Source organism: Nocardia shimofusensis NBRC 100134, from assembly GCF_001613125.1.
GTDB lineage: Bacteria > Actinomycetota > Actinomycetes > Mycobacteriales > Mycobacteriaceae > Nocardia > Nocardia shimofusensis.
Genome location: NZ_BDBT01000039.1, coordinates 1 through 26,472, shown reverse-complemented (window position 1 = coordinate 26,472; position 26,472 = coordinate 1). Strand labels below are relative to the sequence as shown.

Sequence of the window (26,472 nt, the reverse complement as noted above, 5' to 3'; positions counted from 1 at the left end):
CGCGACTACTTCAACCCCGACCGCACGAACGCGTTCACGATGTGGCGTTGCAGCAGCAGGTACATCACCAGCACGGGCAGGCAGGCCAGCCCGGCCAGCGCCATGATCGGCCCCCACTGGTCGCCGTCGGTGCCCATGAAACTGCGCAGCCCCAGTTGCAGCACGCTGTTGGACTGGCGCAACACCACCGCGGGCCAGAAGTATTCGTTCCACGCGTTGATGAACAGCAGAATGCCGAGCGCCGCCAGCGCCGGGCGCAGGTTCGGCACCACCACCGTCCACAGGATCGACCAGGAGGAGCGGCCGTCGATCTGCGCGGCGGCGACCAGTTCCTTGGGGAAGCTCGCCATGTGCTGGCGCAACAGCAGCACCGCCAGCGCCGAGCACAGGGTGGGCAGTGCGGTGCCGATCAGGGTGTTGATGAGGCCGAGCTGGGTGAGCAGCACGTAGTTCGGCAGCATCGTCACCTGGAACGGCACCAGCCAGACGCCGACGAACGCCAGGTAGAGCACCTTCTGGAAGGGGAAGGTGTACATGACGAAGGCGTAGGAGGCCAGCAGCGCGACGAGCAACTGCCCGGCCGCGGAGAAGGTCGCGACGAAGAAGGTGTTGCCGATCAAGCCGAGTACGTCGACCTTGTCGGCGGCGTCGGTGTAGTTGCCGATCGACAGCGGCCACGGCACGGGGGACAGGGAGGTGACGTCCTCGGGGCGGCGCAGCGAGGTCGCGAACAGCCAGTAGATCGGGAAGGCCGCCATGAGAGCGGTGGCGGCGAGCAGCAGATGGCTGCCCGCACCGCGCAGCCGATCGGCGAGGCCGCCGATGCGGGCAGGGGCGTCAATTGTCATGGAAGGAAACCTTTTCCGAGATCCAGACCAGAATTCCGGCGATCACGCCGAATCCGGCGAACAGCAGTACCCCGGCCGCGGCGGACAGTCCGGCGTCGAAGCTGTGGAAGGCGTAGTCCCACAACAGGTAGTAGATGTTGGTGGTGGCCTGCGAGGGCCCGCCCTGGGTCATCGAGTCGATGAGCGGGAAGGTCAGCGTGGGGCTCAGCAGCACCGTCGTCAGCACCAGGAACATCAGGGTCGGTGAGAGCATCGGCAGCGTGATCCAGCGCAGGATCTGGCGCGGGCTCGCGCCGTCGACCCGGGCCGCCTCCTCGTAGTCGGTGCTGATGCCCGCGAGACCGGCCCACATCACCAGCACCGCGAAGCCGAGCAGCTGCCAGCCGGTGATGGCGATGATCACCGCGTGCGCGGTGCCTGCGTCGTAGACCCAGTTGCGGTCGCTGCCGAGCACCTGGCCGACGACACCGCCGCCGGGATGCAGCAGCCACCGCCACACCGCGGCCGCGGCGACCGGGGCCACCAGGAACGGCGCGAAGATGAAGGCGTGGTACAGGGTCCGGGCACGTCCGCGCACCCGGCGGCTGGCCAGCGCGATCACCAGCGGCGCGAGCACGGTGAACGGCAGCATGCCCAGGATCAGCACGCCGGTGCGGCCGAGGGAGTCCCAGAACGCCGGAAGCCCCAGCAGCCGTTCGTAGTTGCCGGTGCCGACCGGGCGCATCGGCGAGGTGGGCAGCAGATTCCACGAGTAGGTGGACAGCTCGAAGGCCTGGATCAGCGGCTTGTAGGTCCAGACGACCAGTAGCAGCAGCGCGGGCGCCAGGTACAGGTACGGCACGACACCGCGCCCCGCCCGGCGAAACCTGGCGGGGCGGGGCGTCTGGGCCGACACGGGGTCGGCCGTGACCGGCGCGGGCGCGTCGAGGACGAACATCGACTACCTCGCCTCAGCGGCCAGCGCCGCGAGCTGGTCGAGCACGTCCTGCTCGGGGCGGTCGTAGACGGTGCCGGCCGGTGTCGCTTCCACGGCGGTGGCGACCAGCGAGTCGCCGAGCAGATCGATGCGGCTGAAACCGAATCCGGCGAATCCGCGCTGCCTGCCCACGGGCGCCAGCGGGTCCAGCCGGTAGGCCACCGCGGGCCCGATCCACACCGGGATGCCCGCCAGCGCGGCCGTGGCGGTGAGGTGATTGTGACCGCAGATGACCATTCGCACGTCCGAGCCGCGCAACACCTCGGCGAGCTGCTCGGGGGTGCGCAGCCGCAGGTATTCGGTGGCGGGCAGCGGCGACGGGATCGGCGGATGATGCAGCGCCAGCAGGCTGCCGCGCGGGGCGGGCACGCGCAGTTGATCGGCCAGCCAATCCAGTTGAGCGGGGCGAAGCACGCCGTCGTGCTGGTGCTCGATGGTGCTGTCCAGCGCGATGATTCGCAGGCCGGCGACGTCCACGACCTGATCATGGGTGACGTCGGGGTCCGACAGCGCCGCGTCCGAGCGCAGCAGTTCGGTGCCGAACGCGACGCGCTCGTCGTGATTGCCCATCACGTAGATCAGGCGCGCGCCCAGCTCCTCGGCCACCGGCTCCACCGCGTCGCGCAGCCTGCGATAGGCCTCGGGCGCGCCGTTGTCGGCCAGGTCGCCGGACAACACGATCGCGTCGATCGAGCGGTGCGAGGCTCGCAGCTGCTGGAGCACGTGCGTGAGGTTGGCGTAGGTGTCGACGACGCCGTGCAGGCGTTGTTCGCCTGCGGGCCGGATGTGGGTGTCGGTGAGCTGGACGATGGTCACCTCGGGCATGGATTCCCCCTCGGGAGGCCGCGCGCCCCCATGCAGGGACGCGCGGCCGGGTCGGTGGTCGGTGGTGGAAGGAGGTATTACTGCGGCGGCATCAGCTGGGCGCCCTGATCGCGCGCCGCCGCCAGGGTCGAGGCGGGGTCCTTGCCCTGGAACACGACGGCTTCGACGGCGTCCATCATGCCGTCGCGGATCTGCAGATAGTTGTTGCCGGGCATGGAGATCCAGGGCTCCATCGTCGCCAGCTGGGCGACATTGGGCTGCAGCAACGGGTTACGGTCGGCCCACTCCTGCAGACCCGCCGGGTCGTCCATGAGCCCGGTGCGCAGCGGCAGATAGCCGATGCCCTGCGAGATCGTGGTGTAGGCGCTCTCGCTGGTGAGGAAGGTGATCAACTCCCAGGCCGCGCGCTGCTTGGCCGGGTCGTTGGACAGAATGTAGAGGGAGGCGCCGGAGTTGGTCGGCACCGTCGGCTTGCCCGCGAAGCTGGGCATCGGCGCGGCCCGCAGGTCCCACTTGTCCTTCGCCCCGGTGACGAAAGTGCCTTGGATAGCGCTGGTTTCGAGGATCATGCCGATCTCGCCCCGGGAGAAGGCCTCGTAGCCCTGCTTCTGGTTGAAGCGCGGCATCGACCCCGACTCCACCAGGCGCTGCCCCATCGCGGCGACCTCGACGGCCGCCGGCTCGGCGTAGGTGAGGGTGTTGCGATCCTCGGAGATCACGCGTCCGCCGTTGGAGCGCACCAACGACTGGAAGCACCAGTCCTTGGCGGTCTTGGTCAGGCAGTCGATGTAGACACCGCCCTTGCCGGTGCGTTCGGTGATCGACGCCGCCGCCTGCGCGACCTGATCCCAGGTGGCCGGCGGTGCGGCCGGGTCGAGACCGGCCTGGGTGAACAGCGAGGCGTTGTAATAGAGCACCGGGGTGGAGAACACGAACGGCACACCGTAGGTGTGGCCGTCCCAGTCGGCGAGGGTCTGCGCGCGCTCAGCGTAGGGATGCTTCTCGCCGTCGAAGTTGGCCTGCACCTCGTCGGCGCCGACCAGCGTGTCCAGCGGCTTGGCGCCGAGCTGGTTGATGGTGAAGTCGAGGTCGCTGAAGCCGAGCTGCGCGACGTCGGGCGGGGTGCCCGCGACCATCTGGTTCTGGATGCTGGAAATGGTGTCCGTGGCCGGGTTGGGGCTGTTGCCCTGCGGCTTCTGCGCTGTCACCGTGATGTTCGGGTGCTCGGCGCGGAATTGCCCGAGCAGCTTGTCGAAGGTGTCGGTCCACGCGCCGGCGAGTCCGTAGTTGTAGGACTCGAAGACGATCGACACCTTCTGATCCGGGGCGAGCTCGGGAATCCTGGCCGCCTCGGCGCCTTCGTCGGTGGTGGTCGGGCCGAGGCCGCCGCACGCGCTCAGCGCGAGGGCGGCCGCGAACACCAGGCCCGCTATGGGCACGGTGCGTTTCACTGTGTTCTCCTCATCATCGGTCGTGCGGACCTGATCGCGGGGATCAGGCGACGGCGACGCGTTCGGCGTCGCGGTCGATCGGGGCGCCGGTTCCCGGTTCGCTCCACCGCAGCCGGAGTCCGGAGGCGGCGTCGAACAGATGGACGTCGGCGGGATCGGCGTGCAGGCCCAGCGCCTCGCCCGCGCGCACCCCGGACGGCCGTGGCACTCGGACGCCGAAGGTGTGCGCGCCGGTGTCCAGATGCACCAGTTCCTCGCTGCCGAGGTTCTCCACCATGCGCACCTGTCCGCGGATCACGGGATCGGTCGTCGTGGGCCGCAACCGCTCGGGGCGGATGCCCGCGGTCACCTCGAGCGGGCCGAGGAAATCCGCCGCCGGATGCGGCAGCACGATGTCGACGCCCTCGGCGCTCAGGTGCAACCGCTCCCCGCGCACGTCCACGGTCGCGGGGAACAGGTTCATCGGCGGCGAGCCGAGGAACCCGGCGACGAACGTCGAGCGGGGCCGGTCGTACAGCTCGGCGGGCGTGCCGACCTGCTCGACCCGGCCCTCGTTGAGCAGCGCGATCCGGTCGGCCATGGTCATGGCCTCCACCTGATCGTGGGTGACGTAGAGGAACGTCGCGCCCAGTGTGCGGTGCAGCGAGATCAGTTCCGCCCGGGTGGCGCTGCGCAGCTTGGCGTCCAGGTTGGATAGCGGCTCGTCCATCAGGAACGCGCCGGGGTCGCGCACCATGGCGCGGGCCAGGGCCACTCGCTGGCGTTGGCCACCCGAGAGATTGGCGGGTTTGCGGCCGAGCAGCTCGGTGAGTCCGAGCACGCCCGCGACCTCGGCGACCCGGTCGGCGATCCGGGCGCGCGGGGTCCGCCGGGCCCGCAGCGGGAAGCCGATGTTCTTCGCGACCGTCAGATGCGGGTACAGCGCGTAACTCTGGAACACCATGGCCAGGTCGCGCTGTTGCGGCGCCACATGGGTGATGTCCTTGCCGTCCAGCAGGATCCGGCCGTCGCTCGGGTCTTCCAGGCCCGCGACCATGCGCAGCAGCGTCGACTTGCCGCAGCCGCTGGGCCCGAGCAGCACCATGAACTCGCCGTCGGCGATGTCGAGATCGACCTCGCGCACCGCGGCCGCGGCGCCGAACCGCTTGGACACCGCTTCGATTCGCAATCGTGCCATCTCGCCCTACTCCGGCCGCTCGCCGCGCGCCCACGCCGCGACGCGGGCGGCGATCACGGGGGAGTCCTTCACCCAGGTGAAGTGGTCGCGGTGCGCGACACCGGAAGCGGCGTCGATGTGCCAGCGGGTGAGCCGGGCGCTGGGCATCCGCGAGACCAGGAAGTCCACATTGGATTTCGGCCCGAGTACGTCCTCGTCCAGCGAGATCACCAGCACCGGAAGCGACATCGCGCGCAGCAGGGAGTTGTACCGCCGCTTGCTGCCCTTGGGGCGGTAATAGCTGGTCAGCGAATGCCACGACCAGTCGCGCATCACCCCGCCCGCCATCGGCGCCGGGATGAGCACGCCGCCGGGCCAGAGCCCCTTCACCCGCGCCACCAGGCCGATCCATTGGATCTGGCTCAGCGCCTCGAACCAGCGGCGCGGCCCGAAGGCCCACCAGAACACCGTGCCGGTGCCGATGATCGCCACACCCGCCACCTGCTCGGTCTCGGCGGCGGCGAACAGCAGCGCCAGCTGGCCGCCGAGGCTGTGCCCGAACAGGTGGATCGGGGCTTGCGGGAAGCGCTCTCGCACCGCGCGCACCAGGGCGGGCAGGTCGGTCTCGATCATCTCCCGGTAGCCGAAATCGGTGTGCTCGCCCAGCGGCGGCACCGCTTCGCCCTGCGCGCGCAGGTCCGTCGTCGCGACCGAGAGCCCCTGCTCGTGCAGGCTCGCGGCCAGCGCCAGGTAGTGCTTGGCCTTCATCGCCATGGCGGGCAAAATCAGCACCACCGGCGCCTCGGGCCGGGCCGCGGGCAGCACGCGCAGGGTGAACGCCACGCCGTCGCCGGTCTCGACCCGGATTGCTTCCAGGTCGGTGAGCGAAGGACGCTTGCTCGAGGGGGCGCTGGTCATCGCTCACCCGCCTGGGGGTTCGTGTCGCAGACGTAGTCGAAGGTGAATTCGGCGACCAGCACGTCGGCGTCGTCGAGCAGCGCGACCGGCACCGCGATCTCGAAACGCTCGCCACCGGTCGAGGCCAGGACACCCGCGGCGTCCGCGGGGTCGACGGCGCCGACGGCGCGGATGCGTCCGGTCGCCGGGCGCTTGTAGGCCGAGGTCGCGCCGCGCAGCACCAGCCGCTTCACCTTTCGCAGGCCGGTGGCGGCGGCGCCGACGAAAGCGGCCGCGCCGGCGATGTCGGCGGCGGTGAACAAGGCGCCCGCGTGCACGGTGCCCATGTGGTTGGTGACCGGCCCGCCCGCGGGGATCTCGACGACCGCCCGCTCGGGGCCGAGTTCGGTGATGACCGTGCCGACATGGTTGCCGAACGGGATCAGCGCGTGCGAGGCGGTGCGCAGGTAGTCGTAATCGACGGCGGCGGGGTCGAGCGCGGGGTAGCCCGCCGCGAATCCGGTGAGTTCACCAGTGGTCATCTCAGTGCCTTTCGGTGAGGGCGCCCACGGGGCGCGCGGTGGCGCCGACGCGGCGCGGGGGTCAGGCGCGGGGGAGTCGTGCGCGCAGCGCGCGCCGGGCGATGGAAGAACGCAGCACTTCCGAGGGACCTTCGTAGATGCGGAAAGCCCTGGCCTCCACCAGGAACCGGGCCACCAGGTGGTCCTCGCACACACCCAGACCGCCGTGCAACTGCACCGCGCGGTCGAGCACCCGCCACACCGCCTCGGAGACGAAGGTCTTGGCGATGGACGCCTCGTGCCGCGACTGCGACGCGGTCGGGCCCTGCGCGTCGATGGTCTCGGCGGCCGTGCGGATCAGGCCGCGGGCGGCGGCGATGTCCATCTCGCTGTCGGCGATCAGCCCCTGCGCCATCCCGTGCTCGGCGATCGGCGCGCCGAAGGAGGTGCGGGTCGCGATGTGGTCGAGGGTGAGCTGCTGCGCCCGCACCGCCAGGCCGAGCCAGTTCATGCAGAACACCAGTCGCGAGGGCGCCAACCGCACCTGCGCCAGCGGCAGACCCTGACCGACCGCGCCGAGCACCGCCGCATCGGGCACCACACAGTCGGCGAAGGTCACCTCGCAGTGCCCGCCGGGGGCACTGGTGTAATCCATCGTCGGCATCCGGCGGCCCACCCGCAGACCGGGGTTGTCGGCATCCACCAGGAACATGGTCGGGCCGTCGTCGGTGTTCGCGACGCAGATGACGAACGCGGCGCCCTGCGCTCCGGTGCAGAAGTGCTTGGCGCCGTTGATGATCCAGCCCCCGTCGGTCTCCTGCGCGTAGGTCTGCAGCATCGACGGGTCCGATCCCGCGCCCGGCGCCGGTTCGGTCATCGCGATGGCCGAGCGGACCTCGCCCGCCGCGAGTGGCGCGAGGTAACGCTGCTTCTGCTCGTCGTTCGCCACGTGCGCGAGCAGGTGGATGTTGCCGTCGTCGGGTGCCCACGCGTTGAGCGCGATCGGGCCGAGCAGGCTCGCGCCCGCCGCCTCGAGCACCTGCGCCTGCGCGCGGGTGTCCAGGCCCAGCCCGCCGTATCGCGTTTCCGACAGCGGGCCGAAGACGCCGGCCTCCTTGGCCCTCTTCTGCAACTCGAGCCGGAGCGCGTCGTCCATGACCCGTCCGTCGACGACGACTTCGCGTTCCACCGGAACGACCTGCTCATGGATGAACTGTGTGGTCCGCTCCACCAACTGCGCGACTGTAGTCATGGCGTCAGTGTCGGCGGGCGGGCCCCGCGCGCGCCGGGGCGATAGTCAACGTCGATTGCGCGAATCGACTGCCTGTTCGCGTGCTGCGGGTGCGCTGGTTTCCGGTGACGGTGGTCGCGAGACACCGGCTGGTGAGGAGACCAGATGAACGACATCACGGCACGGGTGGCCGCACGTCGTGACGAGGCCGATGGCGTGTTCTCCCTCGAACTCGCCGACGCCTCGGGTGCGCCGCTGCCGACCTGGACCCCGGGCGCCCACATCGACGTCGCCGTGGGCGCCGCCGGAGTGCGCCAGTACTCGCTGTGCGGCGACCCGGGCGACCGGACCCGCTGGCGGATCGCGGTCTTGCACGAGCCCGAGGGCCGCGGCGGCTCCGATCATCTGCGGCGCACCGCGACGCCGGGTTCCCTGCTGCGCGTCTCCGCGCCGCGCAACAACTTCGAGCTCGTCGACGCGCCGGAGTACCTGTTCCTGGCCGGCGGCATCGGCATCACCCCGATGCTGCCGATGACCCATGCCGCCGAGGCCTCCGGCGCCCGCTGGTCGCTGTACTACGGCGGCCGCAGCCGAGCGCACATGGCCTTCGCGGACACTCTCGCCGGCCTGCGCCCGCGCGTCACGCTGCTGCCGCAGGACGAGACCGGGCTGTTGCCGATCGCGGAGCTGTTCGACCGTCACCCCGGCGCTGTCGTCTACTGCTGCGGCCCGGAACCGTTGCTCGCCGCGACCCAGGCCGAAGGCGCCCGCCGCGGCATCGCCGTGCACGTCGAGCGCTTCGCGCCCCGACCGGCCGAGCCGACCGTGGAACGGGCCTTCGAGGTCCGGCTGGCCGGGGACGGGCGCACCTTCCGCGTCGCGCCGGGGCAGTCCATCGTCGACGTGCTCGCGGCCGCGGGCATCGAGGTGATCACCTCCTGCCGCGAGGGCACCTGCGGCAGTTGCGAGACCGGGGTACTCGCCGGCGCCGTCGAGCACCGCGACTCGGTGCTCGACGACCAGGAGCGGGCCGCGGGCACAACCATGATGCTCTGCGTCTCCCGAGCCGAGCGGGATCTGCTCGTGCTCGACCTCTGAACTGTCCGGTGGCCGCTCCGGCCGCCGGCATACGGCGCACAGCGCCGTCGTCACGAAAATCGAGAGGACACATCAGGATGAGGAAGATTGTTGCGGTGGCCGCGGGCCTGGTCGCCGCATGCGGAATCGCGTCCGGCACCGCCGGCGCGGCTCCGAGTGGGGATGGAATCGTCGATTTCACCGCCCACGCCACCGATACCCAGAGCATCATCAGCATCGACGAGGGTGCGCTGGTCGTCGAGGATTCGGCGCTGAAGATCAAGGCCGTCGACGGCAGTGTGCTCGCCGGCATGCCGCTGAGCTTCCGTATCGACGATTTCGAGTTCCCGATCGCGGCCGAGATCGCCGACCGCACGGTGACGCTGACCCCGCAGTTCGATCGCGAGCACGCGGTGTTCAAGCCGGTCGCGCTGCCCTTCGAGGACAAGGCTCCCTGGAAGAACGAGTACGACCGTGAGGTGGCGGCCTGGAGCAGGCTGACCAGCACCATCTCCATGGGTGCTGCCATCGGCACCGTGGTCGGCGGCCTCGGTGGCGCGGCCGTCGGTTGCGTGCTCGGCGGCATCGCGGGCGCGACCGTCGCGTCGGCGACCATCGTGGGTCTGTTCGGGCCGTTCGTGCCCGCCGCGGCCATCGGCTGCATCGGCGGCGTGCTCGCGGTCGGCGCCCTCGGCACGCTCGCGGGTCAGCTGCTGGTCACCGCACCGGTCGCGATCGGCGCGGCCATCCAGTACTTCACCACCATCAACTCTCCCGCGCCGCAGCCTCCGGCCAAGTAAGTAGACACGACAACAGGAGTCCGGTCGGCGTGGGCATCGTGCCTCCCGACCGGGCTCCCGTCGGTGACCGTCCTGTCTTCGCCGACCGGGCTGCTCGTTCTCGGTTGCCGGGTCGAGCGCGCCGGCCGGGATCGGGTCAGCGCACCCGGCTGCCGAGCAGTTGCCGCACGCCCGCGACGAACAACTGCAGTCCGAAGTCGAAACGGGCCGTCGCGTCGGTGGTTTCGGCGAACGGCGCGGCATCGGGGGAGCCGGAGTCTGCCGGGGTGGTCTCGGGCAGCGCGCCCACCGCGTCCATCTGCATGCGGGCCTGCTCGTCGACGGTCTGGCCGAGGACGTAGTACAGCAGGGTGTACGCGGCGAGTTCGGCTTCCGGACGCGGCATTCCGGCACGGATGGCCGCTCCCGCGAAGCGCTCGCGGCCCTTGCTGGTGGTCAGACGGGAGGCGTAGGTGGCCGAAACGAGTTCGGCGCCGTCACGATAGGCGAGCAGGCAGTCGCGCAGGCGGTGGGCCAGTTCGGTGATCTGGCCGGACCAGCTCTGCGCGGCCACCGGGTCGTCCATCGGCTCCAGAATCCGGTCGGCGACCGCGCCGAGCAGCGCCTGCTTGTTGGGGAAGTGCCAGTAGAGCGCGCCGGGCTGCACCTTCAGCGAACCGGCCAGCCTGCGCATCGTCAGATCGGCCAGACCGTATTCGTCGAGGATGGCGATCGCGCCCTCGACCACGTCCGCTCTGTGCAGTTGCACTCGCTCGTCACCTTCCTGGCTACTCCGGCGGGGCCTCGACGCTACCCGGTGCGACCCTGGGCCGCCCCGGCGATTGCCGCAATCCGCCCCGGCGGTTGCTCGGATTCGCCTCGGCGGCGATCCATGGACCGTCCGGCAGGTGCTTTGACTCACACCGGTCGCTACCCCTAACCTGAACGCTGTTCAAGCTTAGCCTGAACGCTGTTCAAGTTGTGCGACCACCTCGGTCGAGGGGTCGTTTCCGTCGACCTCGAGTCCCGCCCGAAGGGAATTCCGCCGTGACCCAGGCACCCGTTCAGACCGACATTCTCGAGATCGCGCGTGAGCAGGTGCTCGAGCGTGGCGAGGGACTGACCCATGAGCAGACCCTCGCGGTGCTGCGCCTCGGCGACGACCGGCTGGAGGCGCTGCTCGCGCTGGCCCACGAGGTCAGGATGAAGTGGTGCGGCCCCGAGGTGGAAGTCGAGGGCATCATCAGCCTCAAGACCGGCGGCTGCCCCGAGGACTGCCACTTCTGCTCGCAGTCGGGCCTGTTCCAGTCGCCGGTGCGCGCCGCCTGGCTCGACATCCCCAGCCTGGTCGAGGCCGCCAAGCAAACCGCCAAGACCGGCGCCACCGAGTTCTGCATCGTCGCCGCCGTGCGTGGTCCGGACGCGCGGCTGATGGCACAGGTCGCCGCCGGCGTCGAGGCCATCCGCAACGAGGTCGACATCCAGGTCGCCTGCTCGCTGGGCATGCTGAACCAGGAGCAGGTCGACCAGCTGGCCGCCATGGGCGTGCACCGCTACAACCACAACCTCGAGACCGCCAAGTCGCACTTCCCGAACGTGGTCACCACGCACAGCTGGGAGGAGCGCTGGGACACCCTGCGCATGGTCCGCGAGGCCGGCATGGAGGTGTGCTGCGGCGGCATCCTCGGCATGGGCGAGACGCTCGAGCAGCGCGCCGAATTCGCCGCCCAGCTGGCCGAATTGGAGCCCGACGAGGTGCCGCTGAACTTCCTCAACCCGCGCCCGGGCACCCCGTTCGGCGATCTCGAGGTGCTGCCCGCGGCCGAGGCGCTCAAGGCCGTCGCCGCGTTCCGCCTGGCCCTGCCGCGCACCATCCTGCGTTTCGCGGGCGGTCGTGAGATCACCCTCGGCGACCTCGGCGCCAAGCAGGGGATCCTCGGCGGCATCAACGCCGTCATCGTCGGCAACTACCTGACCACGCTGGGCCGTCCGGCCGAGTCCGATCTGGACCTGCTCGGCGAGCTGAAGATGCCGATCAAGGCGCTCAACGAGACGCTCTGAACCGGCGAAACGGGGGAGACGGCCATGAGTGGGGCGACCATGAACAGGGGCGACCATGAGTAATGTCGTGGACATGGACGAGCGCTACAACCCGTTCACCGGCAAACGGATCGTGCCCGGTGTCGACGACGCCGTGCCCGCCGCGGCCGCCCTCGGTCTGGAGCCGCCGCGCTTCTGCGAGGAGTGCGGCAGGCGGATGATCGTGCAGGTGAGCCCGGACGGCTGGTGGGCGAAGTGCTCGCGGCACGGCGTACTCGATTCGAAGCGGCTGGAACACCGCTGATGGTGGCGGGCGGCGGGATTCGCGAGCCCGGGGTGCGCAGGGAAGTCGCGGCAGGTCTGCTGGTGGCCGCTGCCGTGGTCGCGGTCAGCCTGGTGGTGGGCGCCCTGTGGGGCCTGGTGTCGCCGACCCAGCAGTTGGTGGTCACCCAGCCCGACCGCGGGTCGGCGCTGCTCGGGGAGAGCCTGCACCAGTTCGACGCGGTGGCGATCTTCGTCTGCTTCGGTGCGGTCACCGGCTTGGTCGCCGCGGTCGCCGTCTGGCGGCTGCTGCGTCCGGTGCGTGGGCCGTTGTTGCAGCTCGGGCTGTTGTCGGGCTCGCTCGTCGGGGCGTACGCGATGGCCCGCAGCGGTGAGACGGTGGCCGATCTGCTGCATCCGCGTGCCGACGATCCGGCGGTCGGGACCGTCGTCACGTTGTCCACGGGGGTGGGGACCGGTCTGGCGCTGCTCGTGCAACCGCTGATCGCCTCGCTGGTCGTGCTGTTCTTCGCGGCGTTGAGTACCTCCGACGACCTCGGCACCGGCTACCTCAGCGCCTTCGGGCACAGCGTGCCGACGCCGCAGTGGAGTGCGGTTCCCGCGTTCGACTCGCCCGGTGCGGTCCGGGGTCACCATCGGCATCTGCTGTATCCGCAGCCGGGTGCCGGTGCGACGTCACGGCCGGAGGCCGATCGGGCTCGCTGACCGGTCGCCGGCTCCGAGCGGGAAATTCGGTCGCGAGGCTGCCCGCCCCTCGCCTAACCTCGCCCTCCGAGGGGGTGAGGACATGAGTGGACTTCGAGCGGGCGACGATGCGACCGTCGCGCGGACCGTGGAGCGCCCCGATCTGGTGGCCTGGCGGCGTCGGCACGAGCTACGGCGATCCGGTGCGGCGCAGCCGATTCCGAGCAAGCGGCGATACCGCAGGACCGACAAGCACCGCGATCGATCACACGACGGATAGCACCCGCGACCCGGCGGATGCTCGCGTCGCGGGGACGTCGATGCGAGCGGACGCGGGCCCGCCGTCCGGTGTGATCATCAGACGCGCGGGCGCAGCGCGGCGAATTCGTCGGTGACGCGCAAACCGGAGTCGGTGAAACGATGGACGGCGGCGGGACGGCCCCCCGCGCGTCCCGGTGCGGCGGTGTCGCCGGTGGGGACGATGACCTTGCGGCGGTTGAGCACGCGCTGGAGGTTGGTGGTGTCCACGTCGTATCCCAGTGCAGCGCAATAGATTTCGCGGAGAACCGACATGGTGAAGGTGGCCGGGGCGAGGGCGAAGGCGATGTTGGTGTAGGAGAGTTTGGCGGCCAGCCGGGTACGGGCGTGCTCGACGACGGTGCCGTGGTCGAAGGACATGCGGGGGAGTGCGGAAACCGGATGCCAGGCGGTGTCGTCGGGCAGTTCCGGTTCGGCGGTCAGCGGGACCAGGCCGAGATAGGCCGAGGCGATGCGGCGCGGGCCGGGGACGCGATCCGGGTCGCTGAAGACCGACAACTGCTCGAGGTGGGCCAGCTCGCGCACGTCCACTTTCTCCGCGAGCTGGCGGCCCGCGGAGGTGTCGAGGTCTTCGTCGTCGCGCAGGCGACCGCCGGGCAGCGACCAGGTGCCCTTCTGGGGATCGAGCGCACGCTCCCACAACAGGACGGCCAGTTCGGGGCGACGACCGCCGTTCGCACTCCGCTGCGCCCCGGTAGCGCCGATCACATGGCGCCCACCTGCGGATTTCCCGTCGGCGAAGCGGCGAACCTGGAACACCGCGGTGAGTGTTTCGTGAACAGTGTTACTATGGGGCACGTTTTCGATTGTAAGTCGAAAACCTGGTTTGGTGCGAATCGCAGCGTCGCGTGACACGGATACGGGCGTCGGCGGCCGCACGAGGAAGGGAGCCGTCATGGCGACAACAGGTGTGCAGCCCGCGCCTGCGCTGATGGAACAGGTGGTCGACGGGCCGACCGGGTACACCGGTGTGGCGGCGACGCCCGAATGGGCCGAGGAGATCAAGCGCCTGGCCCGTGAGCGCAACGCGACCATTCTGGCGCACAACTATCAGCTGCCCGAGATCCAGGACATCGCCGATCACGTCGGTGACTCGCTGGCGCTCTCGCGGATCGCGGCCGAAGCTCCCGAGGACACCATCGTGTTCTGCGGCGTGCACTTCATGGCCGAGACCGCGAAGATCCTGAGCCCGGAGAAGACGGTGCTGATCCCCGATCAGCGGGCCGGATGCTCGCTGGCCGATTCGATCACCGCCGACGAGCTGCAGGCGTGGAAGGCGGAGTTCCCGAACGCGGTCGTGGTGTCGTATGTGAACACCACCGCCGAGGTCAAGGCGCTCACCGACATCTGCTGCACCTCGTCCAACGCGGTCGACGTGGTCGCCTCCATCGATCCCGAGCGCGAAGTGCTGTTCCTGCCCGACCAGTTCCTCGGCGCGCACGTCAAGCGGGTCACCGGCCGGCAGAACATGCACATCTGGGCCGGCGAGTGCCACGTGCACGCGGGCATCAACGGCGAGGAGCTCACCGAGCAGGCGCGCACCCACCCCGACGCCGAGCTGTTCGTGCACCCCGAGTGCGGCTGCGCCACCTCGGCGCTGTATCTGGCGGGCGAGGGCTCGTTCCCCGCGGACCGGGTGCACATCCTGTCCACCGGCGGCATGATCGACGCCGCCAAGACGGCCAAGTCGAGCCAGGTGCTCGTCGCCACCGAGGTCGGCATGCTGCACCAGCTGCGCAAAGCCGCCCCCGGCATCGACTTCCAGGCGGTCAACGATCGGGCGTCGTGCCCGTACATGAAGATGATCACCCCGGCCGCGCTGCTGCGGTGCCTGGTCGAAGGCGCCGACGAAGTGCACGTCGATCCCGAGACCGCCGCGCTGGGCCGCAATTCGGTGCAGCGGATGATCGAAATCGGCAATCCCGGCGGCGGTGAGTGAACCGTCGCTGACGGCGCTCGGAGCGAAAGGCGCGAGAACATGACGGCTCCGGCGACGATCGAATGGGAGGCCACGGCCGACCTGGTGGTGATCGGCGGCGGCGTGGCGGGACTGACGGCGGCACGCACCGCCTCGCTGCGCGGACTGCGGGTGCTGGCACTGAGCAAAGGCGGCCCCACCGACACCTCCACGCAGTACGCGCAGGGCGGTATCGCGGTGGTCGCCCCGCACGGCGACTCGGTGGAATCGCACGTCCGCGACACGGTGGACGCCGGTGGCGGGCTCTGTGACGAGGCGGCCGTGCGCTCCATCGTCGAGGGCGGACAGGCCGCGGTCGAGGCGCTGACCGATCTGGGCGCGGTGTTCGACCTGGGCCGCGACGGGCAGATCTCCCGTACCCGCGAAGGCGGGCACAGCACCCGGCGCATCATCCACGCCGGCGGCGACGCCACCGGCGCGGAGGTGCAGCGGGCGCTGAACGCGGCCGGGCTGCCGGTGCTCTTCGGCGCGGCCGCGTGCGAGGTGGTCACCGGGCCGCACGGCGTGCAGGGTGTGATCGCGGTGTCGGACGCGGGGTTCGGCGTCGTGCACACCCCGGCCGTGCTGCTGGCCACCGGGGGATTGGGGCAGCTCTACGCGCTGAGCACCAATCCGCCCGGCGCGACGGCCGACGGTGTCGCGCTGGCGCTGTGGGCGGGCGCGGCGGTCGCGGATCTGGAATTCGTGCAGTTCCATCCGACCGTGCTGCACACCCCCGGCGGCATCGGCCGTCGCCCGCTGATCAGCGAGGCGGTGCGCGGCGAGGGGGCGGTGCTGGTCGACGGCACGGGCCGGTCGGTGACCGCGGGGGTGCATCCGCGCGGCGATCTGGCTCCGCGTGACGTGGTGTCCAAGGCGATCGCGGCCCGGATGCGCGATCTCGGGACCGACCACGTGTATCTCGACGCGCGTGCCATCGACGGATTCACCGACCGGTTCCCGACCATCACCGCATCGTGTTCTGCGGCCGGGATCGACCCGCGCGCCGATCTGATCCCGGTCGCGCCCGCCGCGCACTACCAGTGCGGCGGTGTGGTCACCGACCCGCACGGACGCACCGGGGTGCCGGGGCTGTACGCGGCGGGCGAGGTCGCGCGGACCGGACTGCACGGGGCGAATCGCCTGGCCTCCAACAGTCTGCTGGAAGGTCTGGTCGTCGGTGAACGGGTGGGCGCGGCCGTCGCCGAACGCCGCGAGGTCCCCGCCGAGGTGACCGAGATCCACACCCGCGCCATGCCACGGGTGCCGCGCGCCGCCCTCCAGCAGATCATGACCACCCATGCCGCGGTCGTCCGCGACGGCGACGGGCTGGCCGAGGCGAGCAGGCGACTGGAGACCGCCGTGCTGCGTGACCTGTCCTCCCGCTACTCCCGCACCAGGTCGGCCGCGGCAGGCGAACCGCCCGTGGCCGCGGCGGAATCGGCCGACCGGCGGATCGCCGAACTGGAAGACGGTGCGCTCACCCTGACCGCGCGGGTGTTGCTGCTGGCCGCCGCCGCGCGCACCGAGAGCCGGGGCTGCCACACCCGCACCGATTACCCGGCAACGGACCCGGAACTGCGCCGCCCCACCGCGATCCGCCTCGATCCCGACGGACACCCCGACCTGCTGGACTCGCTCCACCTGCCCAGCCGTCCCGATCTGCCCAGCCGTCCCGATCTGCCCAGCCGTCCCGATCTGCCCAGCCGTCCCGATCTGTCCGGTTTTCCCGATCTGTCAGGCCGTCCCGATCTGTCCGGCTTTCCCGATCGCCCCGCCCTTTCCGGTCTGCGCCTTCCCGACCCGCCGGCCGGTGATCCCGACGGCCCCGAACTCGCGGCCGTCCCGTGAGGCCGCCCGACGACCACGAGAACAGGAGTGCCCCCATGGCCCTGGACGCCGCTCTGGACCGCGACGCCGTGCTGACCCTCATCCGCACCGCGCTCGACGAGGACCTGCGCTACGGACCGGATGTCACCACCAACGCCACCGTCCCCGCCGACGCCACCAGCAAGGCTTCGGTGGTCTCCCGCCGGCCGGGCACGGTCGCCGGCATCGACATCGGTCTGCTGGTGCTCGACGAGGTCATCGGCGCGGGCGCCTACGAGATCACCGACCGCGTGCCGGACGGCACCAGGGTCGAGCCGGGGCAGTCGGTGCTCGGCGTGGTCGCGCCCACCCGCGGCCTGCTGACCGCCGAACGCACCATGCTGAACCTGATCTGCCACCTCTCGGGCATCGCCACCGCCACCGCCGCCTGGGTGGACGCGGTCGAGGGCACCGGGTGCGCGATCCGCGACAGCCGCAAGACACTGCCCGGCCTGCGCGCGCTACAGAAATACGCGGTGCGCGTCGGCGGCGGCGTCAACCACCGGATGGGCCTCGGCGACGCCGCGCTGATCAAGGACAACCACGTGGTCGCCGCAGGCTCGGTGGTCGCGGCGCTGCGGGCGGTGCGCGAACTCGCCCCCGACATCGCCTGCGAGGTCGAGGTGGACAGCCTCGAACAACTCGACGCGGTGCTCGCCGAGGACGTGGAACTGGTTCTGCTGGACAACTTCCCGCTGTGGCAGACTCAGGCCGCGGTGCAGCGCCGCAATGCCGTCGCCCCGCGGACGAAGCTGGAGTCCTCCGGCGGGCTGACCCTGGACGTGGCCGCCGATTACGCCCGCACCGGCGTCGACTACCTCGCGGTCGGCGCGCTCACCCACTCGGTCGGCGTGCTCGACCTCGGTCTGGACATGTAAGGGGTCACAGCGCGCGCACCATCGTCAGCTGGTGCAGTTTCGCGCCCTCGAAGCGCGGGCCGGGAATCGGCGGCGTCTCGCCGTGCGGGGTGAAGCCCATCTTCTCGAAGAACCGTACGGCCCTGGGGTTCTCGACGACGGTCTGCAAATGGCAGCCCGGTGATCCGGCGCTTTTCGCGTGCGCGAGGAAACGGTCTATCAGTGCGCCTGCCGCGCCGGTGCCCCTGGCCTCGGGCGCGACATTGATGTGCAGGTGCGATGGCCAGCGCGGATCGGTGAAGTCGGCCACCACGGGCTGTCCGCGCAGCTTCGCGGACAAGGCGTCGACAACAGCCCTGGCGAAGAAGCCGACCGCGGTCGGGCGTAGCAGCAGCCGGGGGTTGCGGATGGCCTGGTCGATGCGCTTCTCTTCGCTGGGGAACGCGGCGCTGTTCACACAACCGGTCAGGTAGCCCAGCAGCTCGCCGTCATCGGATACGGCGACGAACAACGACTCCGGCTCGTGTTCGAGGTACGGATACAGATACGCCGTGGCCTCGGTTTCCGGGTCGCCCCAGAGGTTGTCGGTCGGGGAGCCCGCACCGGCTCGGGTGAACAGCTCACGCAGTGCGGGCCGGTCGTCTTCGGTCACCTGCCGTATCTCCATCCCGCCAATCTAGCCCGACGATCGAAACAGCTTGTCCCGCAGCGCCGAATCGGATCGGGCTCGAGCGGTCCGCACGACGTGCTGACCCGATGCCGATGGGACGCAAGCATCGTGGGGCGGTGGCATCAGGCGGTGAGTTCGCGTTCGAGCGGGGTGCGGAAACGGGGGATGGTGCGGAGGTCGCCGAACCACGCCCCGATGCGCTCCGCCTCGGCGGCGACCCGCGCTTCGGCTTCGGCACCGACGTCCTCGAGCAGGCGGAACACGATCTCGCCGGAGCCGCGCTGGGCCCAGCCGCCGACGATGCGCCCGTCCCACCAGACGGTCGGCCCGATATTGCCGTTGCGATCGAACAGCGCGCCCGCGTGCGGGCCGAGGAACCACTCGCGGGACTGCCAGGCCATCGGGGTGGGGTCGAGCGCGGGCAGCAGCGCGGCCGCCGGTTCGACGCTCGGTGCCGGTTCGACGTCGTCGGCCAGGACCACCCCGGTGACACCGTCCAGGTCCACCTCGACGGTGTCCAACCGGGCGAGCGCCGAACGAACATGTGCCACAGTCCATCCGGTCCACCACTTGATGTCCGGGACCGGGGCCGGTCCGAACGCGGTCAGCCAGCGGCGCACCACTTCCGCCCGGGCCTCGTCGGCCGGCACATCGGGTATGCCGTCGGGCAGCCAGGTTTCGATCGGCTCCCAGCTGTACTGGCTGCTCGCCCAGCTGCCTTTGGGTCTGCCACGCACGATTTTGCCTTCGGCGCCGAGCACGACCAGCATCCACGTGGTGATATTGGTGGGCCGCGAATACGCCTTCCCCGGCGAGGCGTCGACAGCGGTTCGCAACCGCGGCACCGCCTTGCTCAACTGCGCGCCGGTCGCCGCGCCGAGGGACAGCAGCGCGTCGTGGGTCTCGCGTTCCACCTCGGCCCACCACGCCGCCACGTCGCCGTCCACCACGCCTGCCTGCTCGATCAACTTGCAGTAGGTGCGCCGTTGCTTGACCGCCAGCGCGTCGGTCACCGAGGAACGCAGTGCGCCGAGGAAGTCCACCGGCGCCACGAACATGGTGCGGCGCATCGCCAGCAGTCGTACGAGGGTTCGGTCCTCGTAGAGGGCGCGCTCGATGTCGGCGGGTTTCACCGTCGCGGAGCGGGCGGCGACCGAGAGGTGGACCGTGGCGGGATCGGTGGCGTGCAGGGCGACCAGCGAGCGCACGATTCCGGCGACATCGTCGGCGGCGGGGGCGGTGCGCGCGCCCGCGTCGAGGCGGTGGCGTGCGGACAGGCGGGTTCGTCGTTCCTCGACGCTGATCGAACGCATGTGCGGATTCTACTGTGCCGTGGCGACATCGGGCATCCCGTTGGAGTCCGGCCGTCGGACGGTCGTTGTTTCGGCGCCGCCTCGCCCGCGCCGCGGGGAATGAATTGGTATGCGCATATCATTTTGGTGGTACATTCATATCATCAAGAGCGACGTAAGGGGAGAAATGCCGAAGCTCGGACACTTCACCGACGAGACGGAGAAGGCCACATTCCTGCGCGCCTACGACGCCGTGGCGGCCCGCTGGCCGGTCCCGTCGACCGATCTCGACATCGCGACCTCGTTCGGGACGACGCGGGTGCGCAAGTCGGGAGCGGGCGCGGGCACGCCGCTGCTGCTGTTGCCGGGTATCGGTGGCAATGCCATGTTCTGGGAGCCGTTCATCGAGGAACTGGCTCGCGATCGTGTCGTGTACACCAGCGACGTCCTGGGATGGGCGGGCCGCGGCGAGCAGACCGCTCCGATACGTGACGAGAGCGATATCGCCGAGTGGGGTACTCAGCTCATCACCGGTCTCGGTGTCGAGCGGGTCCACCTCGCGGGCTACTCGGCGGGCGCCTGGCTTGTCACCGTGATCGGCGCCGCGGGCGACGACCGGCTGGCGGGCATCAGCCTGCTCGAGCCGTCGCCGGCCACCTTCGCTCGGCCACCGTGGAAGGTGCTGCGCAAGTTCCTGTTCGCTGGATTCCGCCCGAGCAGAGCCAAGCTGGAGAAGCTCAACCAGTGGCTCTCGCCGACCATCCGACCCACCGAAGAGGAGTGGGCTCTGACGTTGAGCGCCCTGGCATTCCGACCCGGCATGCCGTGGGCGCGCCCGTTGCCCGCCGAGCGGTTCGCCGCCATCGCCGCGCCGCTGCTGGTGCTGTTCGGCGCCGAGTCGGTGGTCCACGATGCCGAGTCGGTGGCGAATCTGGTCCGGCAGCGGGTTCCTTCGGCAGAGATCGAGATCTATCCCGGTGTCGGGCACGACTTGATCTGGGCGATCCCCGAGCGGGTGATCCCCCGGTTGCTGGAGTTCGTGGACAGCCACGATCCGGCGGCGCTCGACCGGCGATCGGACCGAGAACGGCGTTGACGTCCTCCCGGCCGTGAACGGCCGGGATTTCTCCTGCGGCATCATGTGCCGCTGCGGTGGGTTCCTGCTCCTGTACCGCCTGCCCGTTGCGCGACGGGTAACCCGCGGGGCAGGGGCGTGTCAGCCGGGCAGATCCAGCATCGGGGGGATGTTCAGCGCGGCGCACGCCTCGCGCACGGCGTGGATCTCGGCGATGTCGAGGCGGCCGTCGGCATCGGCGATCATGATGCCGATCCGGACAGACGGGAGATGTTGTCGGCGTTGTGGAACAGCTTGTTGATGAAAGACATGGAGAACTCCCGCGAGCAAGGGCCGGGACGCGACGACTCGTTCCGGCGGACGAGCGGAAGGTTACAGATCGACGTGGCGGGCCGTGCTGTGAGCAGGGACGGAATGCCCGGCACCGACCCGGAGTTGTCGCAGGAGTGAGCGACGACGAAACGAGGTGTCCGATGGATGAACCCGTGGATCCCAGCTACCGGTGGAAAGGCGAGGAACTGGACCTGGACGGCTATCTGGCCGGGATCGGATTCACCGGCGAGCGCGCGCCGACCGTCGCGACGCTGCGCGAACTGGTCCACCAGCACACCACCACCCTGCCGTTCGAGAATCTGGAGGCGCTGTTCGGGCGTCCGGTGCCGCTGGGACCGGCCGAGGTGCAGGACAAGATGATCCGGCGCGGGCGCGGCGGGTACTGCTACGAGAACGTGAGTATTTTCGCGGCCGCGCTGGAGCGGCTGGGGTTCGGGGTGACCGGGCTCAGCGCCCGCGTGACGATGGGGGCGGTCGCCGTACGGCCCGCCACGCACGCGCTGCTGCGGGTCACCACCTCCGACGACGACCGGGTGTGGATCTGCGATGTCGGGTTCGGCCAAGGGCCGTCCGAGCCGTGGGAGCTGCGCGCCCGGCCGGCGGAATTCTCGCTGGGGCAGTGGCGCTTCCGCTTCGAGCGCCGTGCCGGTGCGCTCGGGACCGACCTGTGGGCGCTGCACCAGTTCGGTAAGGACGGCTGGATCGAGCGGCACACCTTCACCACGAATCCGCAGTACCGCATCGATTACGAGGTGGGCAACCACTTCGTCTCGACCTCGCCGCGCTCGCCGTTCACGATGCGCCCGTTCGTCCAGCGGTTCCTCCCGGACGTTCGTCACGTCCTCGACGGGCACACCCTGACCTCCGAACGGCCCGACGGCACTGCCGAGTCGCGGGAACTGGAGACCGGCGAACTTCCCGGGGTGCTGAGGGACGTCTTCGGCATCGACCTGACCGACGAGGACGCCCACGCGCTGACCACGGGGGAGTGGATCGAGCGATTCGATCGACCGCGCGCGGCGACCGGTTAACTGGTGGGTCGAGCGGTCCGCGCGGGCTCCGACGGAAGCGAGCGGCGCACCCACCAGGCACGGGCGGCCGCCGGTCCCGCGACGCGGAGTTTGCGGGTCGCGCCGACGGTGGCCCGGCGGGCGAACACGTTGTAATCCAGGTACTCGATGCGGTTCAGGATTTCGGAGTAGAGCGTGTACGCGGTGGCCACGCACGGCCGCGCCCACGGTGAGAGCATCTCGATGCCCTGTGCGGCTCTGCGATACACAGCGCGGGTGGTGGCGACCTGGTCGGTGAGCGCGGCCCTGACGGCAGCGTCGGCCAGACCGTGGGCGCGGCACCACTCGAGACGGCCTCGGTCCACGCCGAAGGCGGCCAGTTCGTCGGCCGGGAGGTAGATCCGGCCCCGGTCGAGGTCTTCGGCGATGTCACGCAGGAAATTCGTGAGCTGAAAGGCGTCACCGAGGGCGGCCGCGAACGGGGCCGCTTCGGCGCGGTCGGTGACGGTGCCCAGCACCGGCAGCAGTTGCAGGCCGATCACCTGGGCCGAGCCGTAGGTGTAGCGCTGCAGGTCGGCGCGGGTCGGGTAGTCGCGCAGCAGCAGGTCCATGCGCATCGAGCTCAGGAAAGCCGAGAACAGCGCCGGGTCGATCGCGTAGCGGCGCACGGTGTCGGCCAGGGCGAGTGCGACCGGCACCCGGCCACCGGGGCTACTGCCTTCGCTCCCGTTGCCGCCGCCTTCGCTCCCGTTGCCGCCGCCTACGCTCCCGTTGCCGTCGAGGGCGCTGCTGTCACGCCCGTCGCTGTCGAGGGCGCTGCTGTCGAGGGCGCTGCCGGTGAGAGCCCTGCCGGTGCGGGCGTCGGCGTCGAGAGTGCCGCGCCCGGGTGTGTTGCCGTAGTCGGCGAGAGCGTCGGTGAGCTGCTGTTCGGCCTCGTCGATCCGGGTGCTGATCGCTTCCGGGCTCGCGCTCCGCCCCGGTATGTCGACGAGATCGTCGACATACCGGGCGAACCCGTAGAGGGCGTGGACCGCCGGTCGCCGGTCGGGCGGCAGCAGGCGGGTCGCCAGGAAGTAGGTACGGCCGTGCGCCGCGTTCAGCTCCCGGCACCGCGTGTAGGCCTGGCGAAGGGCGGGATCGGTGATCCGGGCGGCGGCGAGTTCACGCTGCGTCATGGCGGACCTTGTCATCGCGGACCTTGTCATCGTGGACCCTGTCATGGCGGTTGGTGTCATGGCGGATGTTGTCTTGCCGGATCTTGTCATGGCGGACCTTCCTCGGAAGGGCGACGGACCCGGACCGGGTGACGCCGGTGACGCGATCGGCCGCGAGCCTGCCGGAGATGAGTGCCGTCGGCACCCCGACGCCGGGAGTCGTCCCCGAGCCTGCGAGGACCGCGTTGTCGACGAAGCGGGGGAAATTGTTCGGCCGGAAGGGCCCGGTCTGGGCGAGGTTGTGCGCGTAGCTGAACGGCGTGCCTGCCGTCATGTCCTGCTTCGCCCAGTCGGCCGGCGTCGATGTCGCCAGAATCCGCGCCGAATCCGCGAGCCCCGGCGCGACTCGTTCGGCGGCGACGGCGAGCACCTCGCGCAGGTAGCGGTCGCCGTCGGCGCTCCAGTTCAGCGCGGGCGCACCACGGCGCGCCGTCAGGTTGGGCACCGGTGCGAGCACCGACAGCAGATCGTGTCCGGGCGGGGCCAGCGTCGGGTCCGTCGCGGTCGGCCGGGTGATCAGCAGCGAGGGATCACTCATCGTCTCGCCCCTGCCGACGAGTTCGTCGAAGGTCTCCCGCCAGGCCGCGCCGAAGCTGATGGTGTGGTGACCGATGTCCGATCCGGCGGGCGCGCCGACATGGATGATCGCGGCCGACGGTGCCGCGCGCAACGGCAGCGGACGTCGGGGCACGCGGCCGAGCAGCCGGTGGCTGATGTGCGGTTCGGTGGTCAGGACGACGGCATCACAGGGCAGCCGTTCACCGTCGGCGGTCCGCACCGCCGTGATGCGTGAACCGGAGCGCTCCAGTTCCGTCACCGTGGCGCCGTAGCGCAGGTCCACCCCGGCCTCGGCCGCCGACGCCGCCAGCGCGTCGGGTAGTGCCCGCACGCCGCCCTTCGGGAAATAGACCCCCGCGATGGTGTCCATGTAGGCGATGACGGCGTACACCGCGAGTGCCCGGTGCGGCGCCACGCCCGCGTACAGCGACTGGAAGCTGAACACCCGCCGCAGCCGCTCGTCGTGCAGACGACGCGAGATCTGCGCGTCGACCGAGCGGAACCCGCCCAACGCCGCCACCCGGGCCAGCGACGGTGTGAGCACCGACAACGGGGAATCCATATTGGCCGCGATGAACCGGTCGTACTGGGCGCGATAGAGCTGTCCCAGCCAATCACGCAGGCGCAGATAGCGTTCGGCCTCCGCGACGCCGGAGAATCGGCGGACCTCGTCGTACATCGCGTCGGCTTCGCTGTGCACGGCCAGCCGGGAGCCGTCGGCGAAGCGGGCGTCGTAGGCCGGGTGCATCGGCAGCAGCTCGAGCCTGTCATCGACGCTGTCGCCGACCGCCGCGAAGGTCTCGTCGAGGATGTCGCGCATGGTCAGCACGGTCGGACCCGTGTCGAGCCGGTAGCCGTCCACGTCGAGCCTGCCCGCCCGGCCGCCGGGGTGCTCGTCGCGTTCGAGGACCACGACTTCCCGGCCGCGTCCGGCCAGGTGAAGCGCCGCCGAGAGCCCGGACAGGCCGGCCCCGACGACCACTACTCGATCAGTTCTGCCGTGCACAGTGCGCATCGTTTCGTCCTCCTGAGGAAGTACCTACGGGAAGACTACCTGACAAATGATGCACAAACGATGCAAAATTGCGCGGTGGTCTTCGAACGTCGGCGAAACCGCGGACTTCTTGTCCTCGGTGTACCCCCCGACGTCCAGTACCGTCGGCCGCGTGCGTACCAATCGGAGAAAACTCGCCGTTCTGTTCGCCGCACCTGTGCTGGTCCTGGTCTCCTGCAGTTCCGGTCCCGACCAGCCGGAGACCGTCGCGGGCCGGTTCGCCGACGCGCTCGAGCGCGGCGATGTCGCGGCCGCCGCCGCGCTCACCGACGATCCGGCGCGGGCCGGCGAGACGCTGAACGGGCTGTACGAGGGGCTGGGGACGCAGGTCGACTACGAGGTGCGCGGTGTCGACGGGGACGAGTTCACTCTCGCCGCCAGCTGGAAGCTGGGTTCGGCGAGCGACGAGTGGACCTACACCACCACCGGCGTGGCCACCGGAGGCGACGATCCGAAAATCCGGTGGAATCCGGCCACGCTGGCGCCCGGTCTGGACAAAGGGCCGCTGTTCTACGGCCTCGGCCGCTCCGCGCCTGCCCGGGTGCTGGACGCGGCGGGCGGTGCGCTGATGACCGAGCAGATCGTCACGCTGGTGAACGTCTCCGCCGAGGCCGACACCGCCGCGGTGGCCGCACTGCTGTCGCCGCTGGCTCCCGGCATCACCGCCGAGAGCCTGCGGGCGGATCTGGCGGAGCGGGGCGCGCCCGTCACCGCGATCACGCTGCGTGCCGAGGACATAGCCCCGATCCAGGCGCAGCTGGCCGCGCTGCCCGGCGTCACGCTCGCGCCGCAGACCCGGCTGCTCGCCGTCGACAAGGCGCTGGCCTCGCCCGCCCTGTCCGGACTGGCCGACCTCTGGCAGAGCGAGGCCGACGCGGCGGCGGGCTGGGCGGTGCGCGCCCGCACCCCCGAAGGCACCGAACGCATCGCGGGGGAGAACCCGCGGCCGACCGCCGACATCCGCACCACCCTCGACCTCGGTCTGCAACGGGCGGCCGAGAACGCGCTCCTGCCGCTGCCCCAGCCCGCCGCGATCGTGGCGATCCAGCCCTCGACGGGCGATGTGGTGGCGATCGCGCAGAACCCCGCCGCCGACGCGCAGGGTCCGATCGCGCTGTCGGGGCTGTACCCGCCCGGCTCGACGTTCAAGACCGTGACCGCGTCGGCGGCGTTGCAGGCCGGGGAGGTCACCGCCGACACCGTGTTGCCTTGCCCGGGTGCGGCCACCATCGAGGGCCGCCGGATTCCCAACGACGACAATTTCGATCTCGGCGAGGTCCCGCTGCATACGGCCTTCGCGCGCTCGTGCAACACCACGATGGGTCTGCTCGGCGTGGACCTGCCCGCAGACGGCTTGACCCGCGCCGCGGCCCAGCTCGGTCTCGGCGTCGACTACCTCACCCCGGGCCTGACGACGGTCACCGGCGCGGCGCCGCCCGCCGAGACCCCTGCCGCCCGGGTGGAGGCCGCCATCGGGCAGGGCACGGTGACCGCGTCG

The 26,472-nt window shown here is 70.5% G+C and carries 26 protein-coding genes and 1 pseudogene; 12 read left to right on the top strand and 15 right to left on the bottom strand.

What is annotated here, in order from left to right; genetic code table 11:
* Positions 1–5 precede the first annotated feature (5 nt).
* The 8 genes from NS3_RS26225 to NS3_RS26190 form a co-directional block, all read right to left on the bottom strand.
* A complete protein-coding gene (locus NS3_RS26225) occupies positions 6–758 on the bottom strand; it encodes a carbohydrate ABC transporter permease (RefSeq protein ID WP_245649821.1) in 753 nt (250 codons plus the stop codon).
* A gap of 79 nt (positions 759–837) precedes the next feature.
* Complete coding sequence (locus NS3_RS26220) at positions 838–1,785, bottom strand: carbohydrate ABC transporter permease (protein ID WP_067865106.1); 948 nt, start codon at positions 1,783–1,785, stop codon at positions 838–840.
* 3 nt (positions 1,786–1,788) lie between these two features.
* On the bottom strand, positions 1,789–2,649 hold the full coding sequence (locus NS3_RS26215) for a metallophosphoesterase (RefSeq protein WP_067865103.1): 861 nt from the start codon (positions 2,647–2,649) through the stop codon (positions 1,789–1,791).
* A 77-nt stretch (positions 2,650–2,726) separates the two neighbouring features.
* Positions 2,727–4,100 (bottom strand): ABC transporter substrate-binding protein, encoded by a 1,374-nt coding sequence (locus tag NS3_RS26210; RefSeq protein ID WP_067865100.1) that lies wholly within the window; start codon positions 4,098–4,100, stop codon positions 2,727–2,729.
* A gap of 43 nt (positions 4,101–4,143) precedes the next feature.
* Positions 4,144–5,277, bottom strand: coding sequence for an ABC transporter ATP-binding protein (locus tag NS3_RS26205; RefSeq protein ID WP_067865089.1), 1,134 nt, complete (start codon positions 5,275–5,277; stop codon positions 4,144–4,146).
* Positions 5,278–5,283: 6 nt separating this feature from the next.
* Positions 5,284–6,174: an alpha/beta hydrolase family protein gene (locus NS3_RS26200; protein ID WP_067865087.1), complete on the bottom strand. Its 891-nt coding sequence runs from the start codon at positions 6,172–6,174 to the stop codon at positions 5,284–5,286.
* Complete coding sequence (locus NS3_RS26195; RefSeq protein WP_067865085.1) at positions 6,171–6,695, bottom strand: YiiD C-terminal domain-containing protein; 525 nt, start codon at positions 6,693–6,695, stop codon at positions 6,171–6,173. The genes NS3_RS26200 and NS3_RS26195 overlap by 4 nt, the downstream gene beginning before the upstream one ends.
* 61 nt (positions 6,696–6,756) lie before the next feature.
* The gene (locus tag NS3_RS26190) at positions 6,757–7,926 is read right to left on the bottom strand and encodes an acyl-CoA dehydrogenase family protein (protein WP_067865083.1); all 1,170 of its coding nucleotides are present in this window, start codon (positions 7,924–7,926) and stop codon (positions 6,757–6,759) included.
* A 144-nt stretch (positions 7,927–8,070) separates the two neighbouring features.
* Here NS3_RS26190 and NS3_RS26185 point away from each other — a divergent pair, with 144 nt between their 5' ends.
* Together NS3_RS26185 and NS3_RS26180 are read left to right on the top strand one after the other, a co-directional pair.
* Entirely contained in the window at positions 8,071–9,003 is a 933-nt protein-coding gene (locus tag NS3_RS26185; protein ID WP_067865081.1) for a PDR/VanB family oxidoreductase, read from the top strand.
* 77 nt (positions 9,004–9,080) lie between these two features.
* The gene (locus NS3_RS26180; RefSeq protein WP_373865343.1) at positions 9,081–9,782 is read left to right on the top strand and encodes a DUF8020 domain-containing protein; all 702 of its coding nucleotides are present in this window, start codon (positions 9,081–9,083) and stop codon (positions 9,780–9,782) included.
* A 136-nt stretch (positions 9,783–9,918) separates the two neighbouring features.
* Here the strand turns inward: NS3_RS26180 and NS3_RS26175 are convergent, their stop codons facing one another.
* Positions 9,919–10,530 (bottom strand): TetR/AcrR family transcriptional regulator C-terminal domain-containing protein, encoded by a 612-nt coding sequence (locus NS3_RS26175; protein WP_067865079.1) that lies wholly within the window; start codon positions 10,528–10,530, stop codon positions 9,919–9,921.
* Positions 10,531–10,808: 278 nt separating this feature from the next.
* Between NS3_RS26175 and bioB the strand changes: the two genes are divergently transcribed.
* From bioB to NS3_RS26160, 3 genes are read left to right on the top strand one after another with little or no spacing between them, the layout of a single operon-like run.
* The gene (gene bioB, locus NS3_RS26170) at positions 10,809–11,822 is read left to right on the top strand and encodes a biotin synthase BioB (protein WP_067865076.1); all 1,014 of its coding nucleotides are present in this window, start codon (positions 10,809–10,811) and stop codon (positions 11,820–11,822) included.
* A gap of 55 nt (positions 11,823–11,877) precedes the next feature.
* Positions 11,878–12,105: a biotin synthase auxiliary protein BsaP gene (gene bsaP, locus NS3_RS26165; protein ID WP_067865073.1), complete on the top strand. Its 228-nt coding sequence runs from the start codon at positions 11,878–11,880 to the stop codon at positions 12,103–12,105.
* Entirely contained in the window at positions 12,105–12,788 is a 684-nt protein-coding gene (locus NS3_RS26160; protein ID WP_245649820.1) for a DUF2567 domain-containing protein, read from the top strand. The genes bsaP and NS3_RS26160 overlap by 1 nt, the downstream gene beginning before the upstream one ends.
* A 336-nt stretch (positions 12,789–13,124) precedes the next feature.
* Here NS3_RS26160 and NS3_RS26155 read toward each other — a convergent pair whose 3' ends face one another.
* Positions 13,125–13,883, bottom strand: coding sequence for an NUDIX hydrolase (locus NS3_RS26155; RefSeq protein WP_067865065.1), 759 nt, complete (start codon positions 13,881–13,883; stop codon positions 13,125–13,127).
* 97 nt (positions 13,884–13,980) lie between these two features.
* On the opposite strand from NS3_RS26155, the gene nadA reads away from it, so the two are divergent.
* The 3 genes and pseudogenes from nadA (at position 13,981) to nadC (ending at position 17,789) form a co-directional block, all read left to right on the top strand.
* A complete protein-coding gene (gene nadA / locus NS3_RS26150; RefSeq protein ID WP_067865063.1) occupies positions 13,981–15,024 on the top strand; it encodes a quinolinate synthase NadA in 1,044 nt (347 codons plus the stop codon).
* Positions 15,025–15,063: 39 nt separating this feature from the next.
* A pseudogene (locus tag NS3_RS26145) lies at positions 15,064–16,662 on the top strand (L-aspartate oxidase); the annotation flags it as partial.
* A 266-nt stretch (positions 16,663–16,928) separates the two neighbouring features.
* Positions 16,929–17,789, top strand: coding sequence for a carboxylating nicotinate-nucleotide diphosphorylase (gene nadC, locus NS3_RS26140; protein ID WP_067865061.1), 861 nt, complete (start codon positions 16,929–16,931; stop codon positions 17,787–17,789).
* Positions 17,790–17,793: 4 nt separating this feature from the next.
* Here the strand turns inward: nadC and NS3_RS26135 are convergent, their stop codons facing one another.
* Both NS3_RS26135 and NS3_RS26130 read right to left on the bottom strand, forming a co-directional pair.
* A complete protein-coding gene (locus NS3_RS26135; RefSeq protein WP_067865059.1) occupies positions 17,794–18,435 on the bottom strand; it encodes a GNAT family N-acetyltransferase in 642 nt (213 codons plus the stop codon).
* Between the two features lie 125 nt (positions 18,436–18,560).
* The gene (locus NS3_RS26130; protein ID WP_067865057.1) at positions 18,561–19,751 is read right to left on the bottom strand and encodes a winged helix DNA-binding domain-containing protein; all 1,191 of its coding nucleotides are present in this window, start codon (positions 19,749–19,751) and stop codon (positions 18,561–18,563) included.
* A gap of 166 nt (positions 19,752–19,917) precedes the next feature.
* On the opposite strand from NS3_RS26130, the gene NS3_RS26125 reads away from it, so the two are divergent.
* A complete protein-coding gene (locus NS3_RS26125; RefSeq protein ID WP_067865055.1) occupies positions 19,918–20,826 on the top strand; it encodes an alpha/beta fold hydrolase in 909 nt (302 codons plus the stop codon).
* Between the two features lie 120 nt (positions 20,827–20,946).
* Here NS3_RS26125 and NS3_RS30210 read toward each other — a convergent pair whose 3' ends face one another.
* On the bottom strand, positions 20,947–21,051 hold the full coding sequence (locus NS3_RS30210) for a TerB family tellurite resistance protein (RefSeq protein ID WP_245649819.1): 105 nt from the start codon (positions 21,049–21,051) through the stop codon (positions 20,947–20,949).
* 24 nt (positions 21,052–21,075) lie between these two features.
* Here NS3_RS30210 and NS3_RS29615 point away from each other — a divergent pair, with 24 nt between their 5' ends.
* Together NS3_RS29615 and NS3_RS26115 are read left to right on the top strand one after the other, a co-directional pair.
* Positions 21,076–21,255 (top strand): hypothetical protein, encoded by a 180-nt coding sequence (locus NS3_RS29615; protein WP_067865052.1) that lies wholly within the window; start codon positions 21,076–21,078, stop codon positions 21,253–21,255.
* A 23-nt stretch (positions 21,256–21,278) separates the two neighbouring features.
* Positions 21,279–22,169 (top strand): arylamine N-acetyltransferase family protein, encoded by an 891-nt coding sequence (locus NS3_RS26115; protein WP_067865050.1) that lies wholly within the window; start codon positions 21,279–21,281, stop codon positions 22,167–22,169.
* On the opposite strand, the gene NS3_RS26110 is transcribed toward NS3_RS26115, so the two are convergent.
* Both NS3_RS26110 and crtI read right to left on the bottom strand, forming a co-directional pair.
* Complete coding sequence (locus NS3_RS26110) at positions 22,166–23,323, bottom strand: phytoene/squalene synthase family protein (RefSeq protein WP_067865048.1); 1,158 nt, start codon at positions 23,321–23,323, stop codon at positions 22,166–22,168. The two genes, NS3_RS26115 and NS3_RS26110, sit on opposite strands and share 4 nt — an antisense overlap.
* Positions 23,310–24,935: a phytoene desaturase family protein gene (gene crtI / locus NS3_RS26105; protein ID WP_084495938.1), complete on the bottom strand. Its 1,626-nt coding sequence runs from the start codon at positions 24,933–24,935 to the stop codon at positions 23,310–23,312. The genes NS3_RS26110 and crtI overlap by 14 nt, the downstream gene beginning before the upstream one ends.
* Positions 24,936–25,086: 151 nt before the next feature.
* On the opposite strand from crtI, the gene NS3_RS26100 reads away from it, so the two are divergent.
* On the top strand, positions 25,087–26,472 hold a 1,386-nt coding region (locus tag NS3_RS26100), incomplete at its 3' end, for a penicillin-binding transpeptidase domain-containing protein (RefSeq protein ID WP_067865125.1).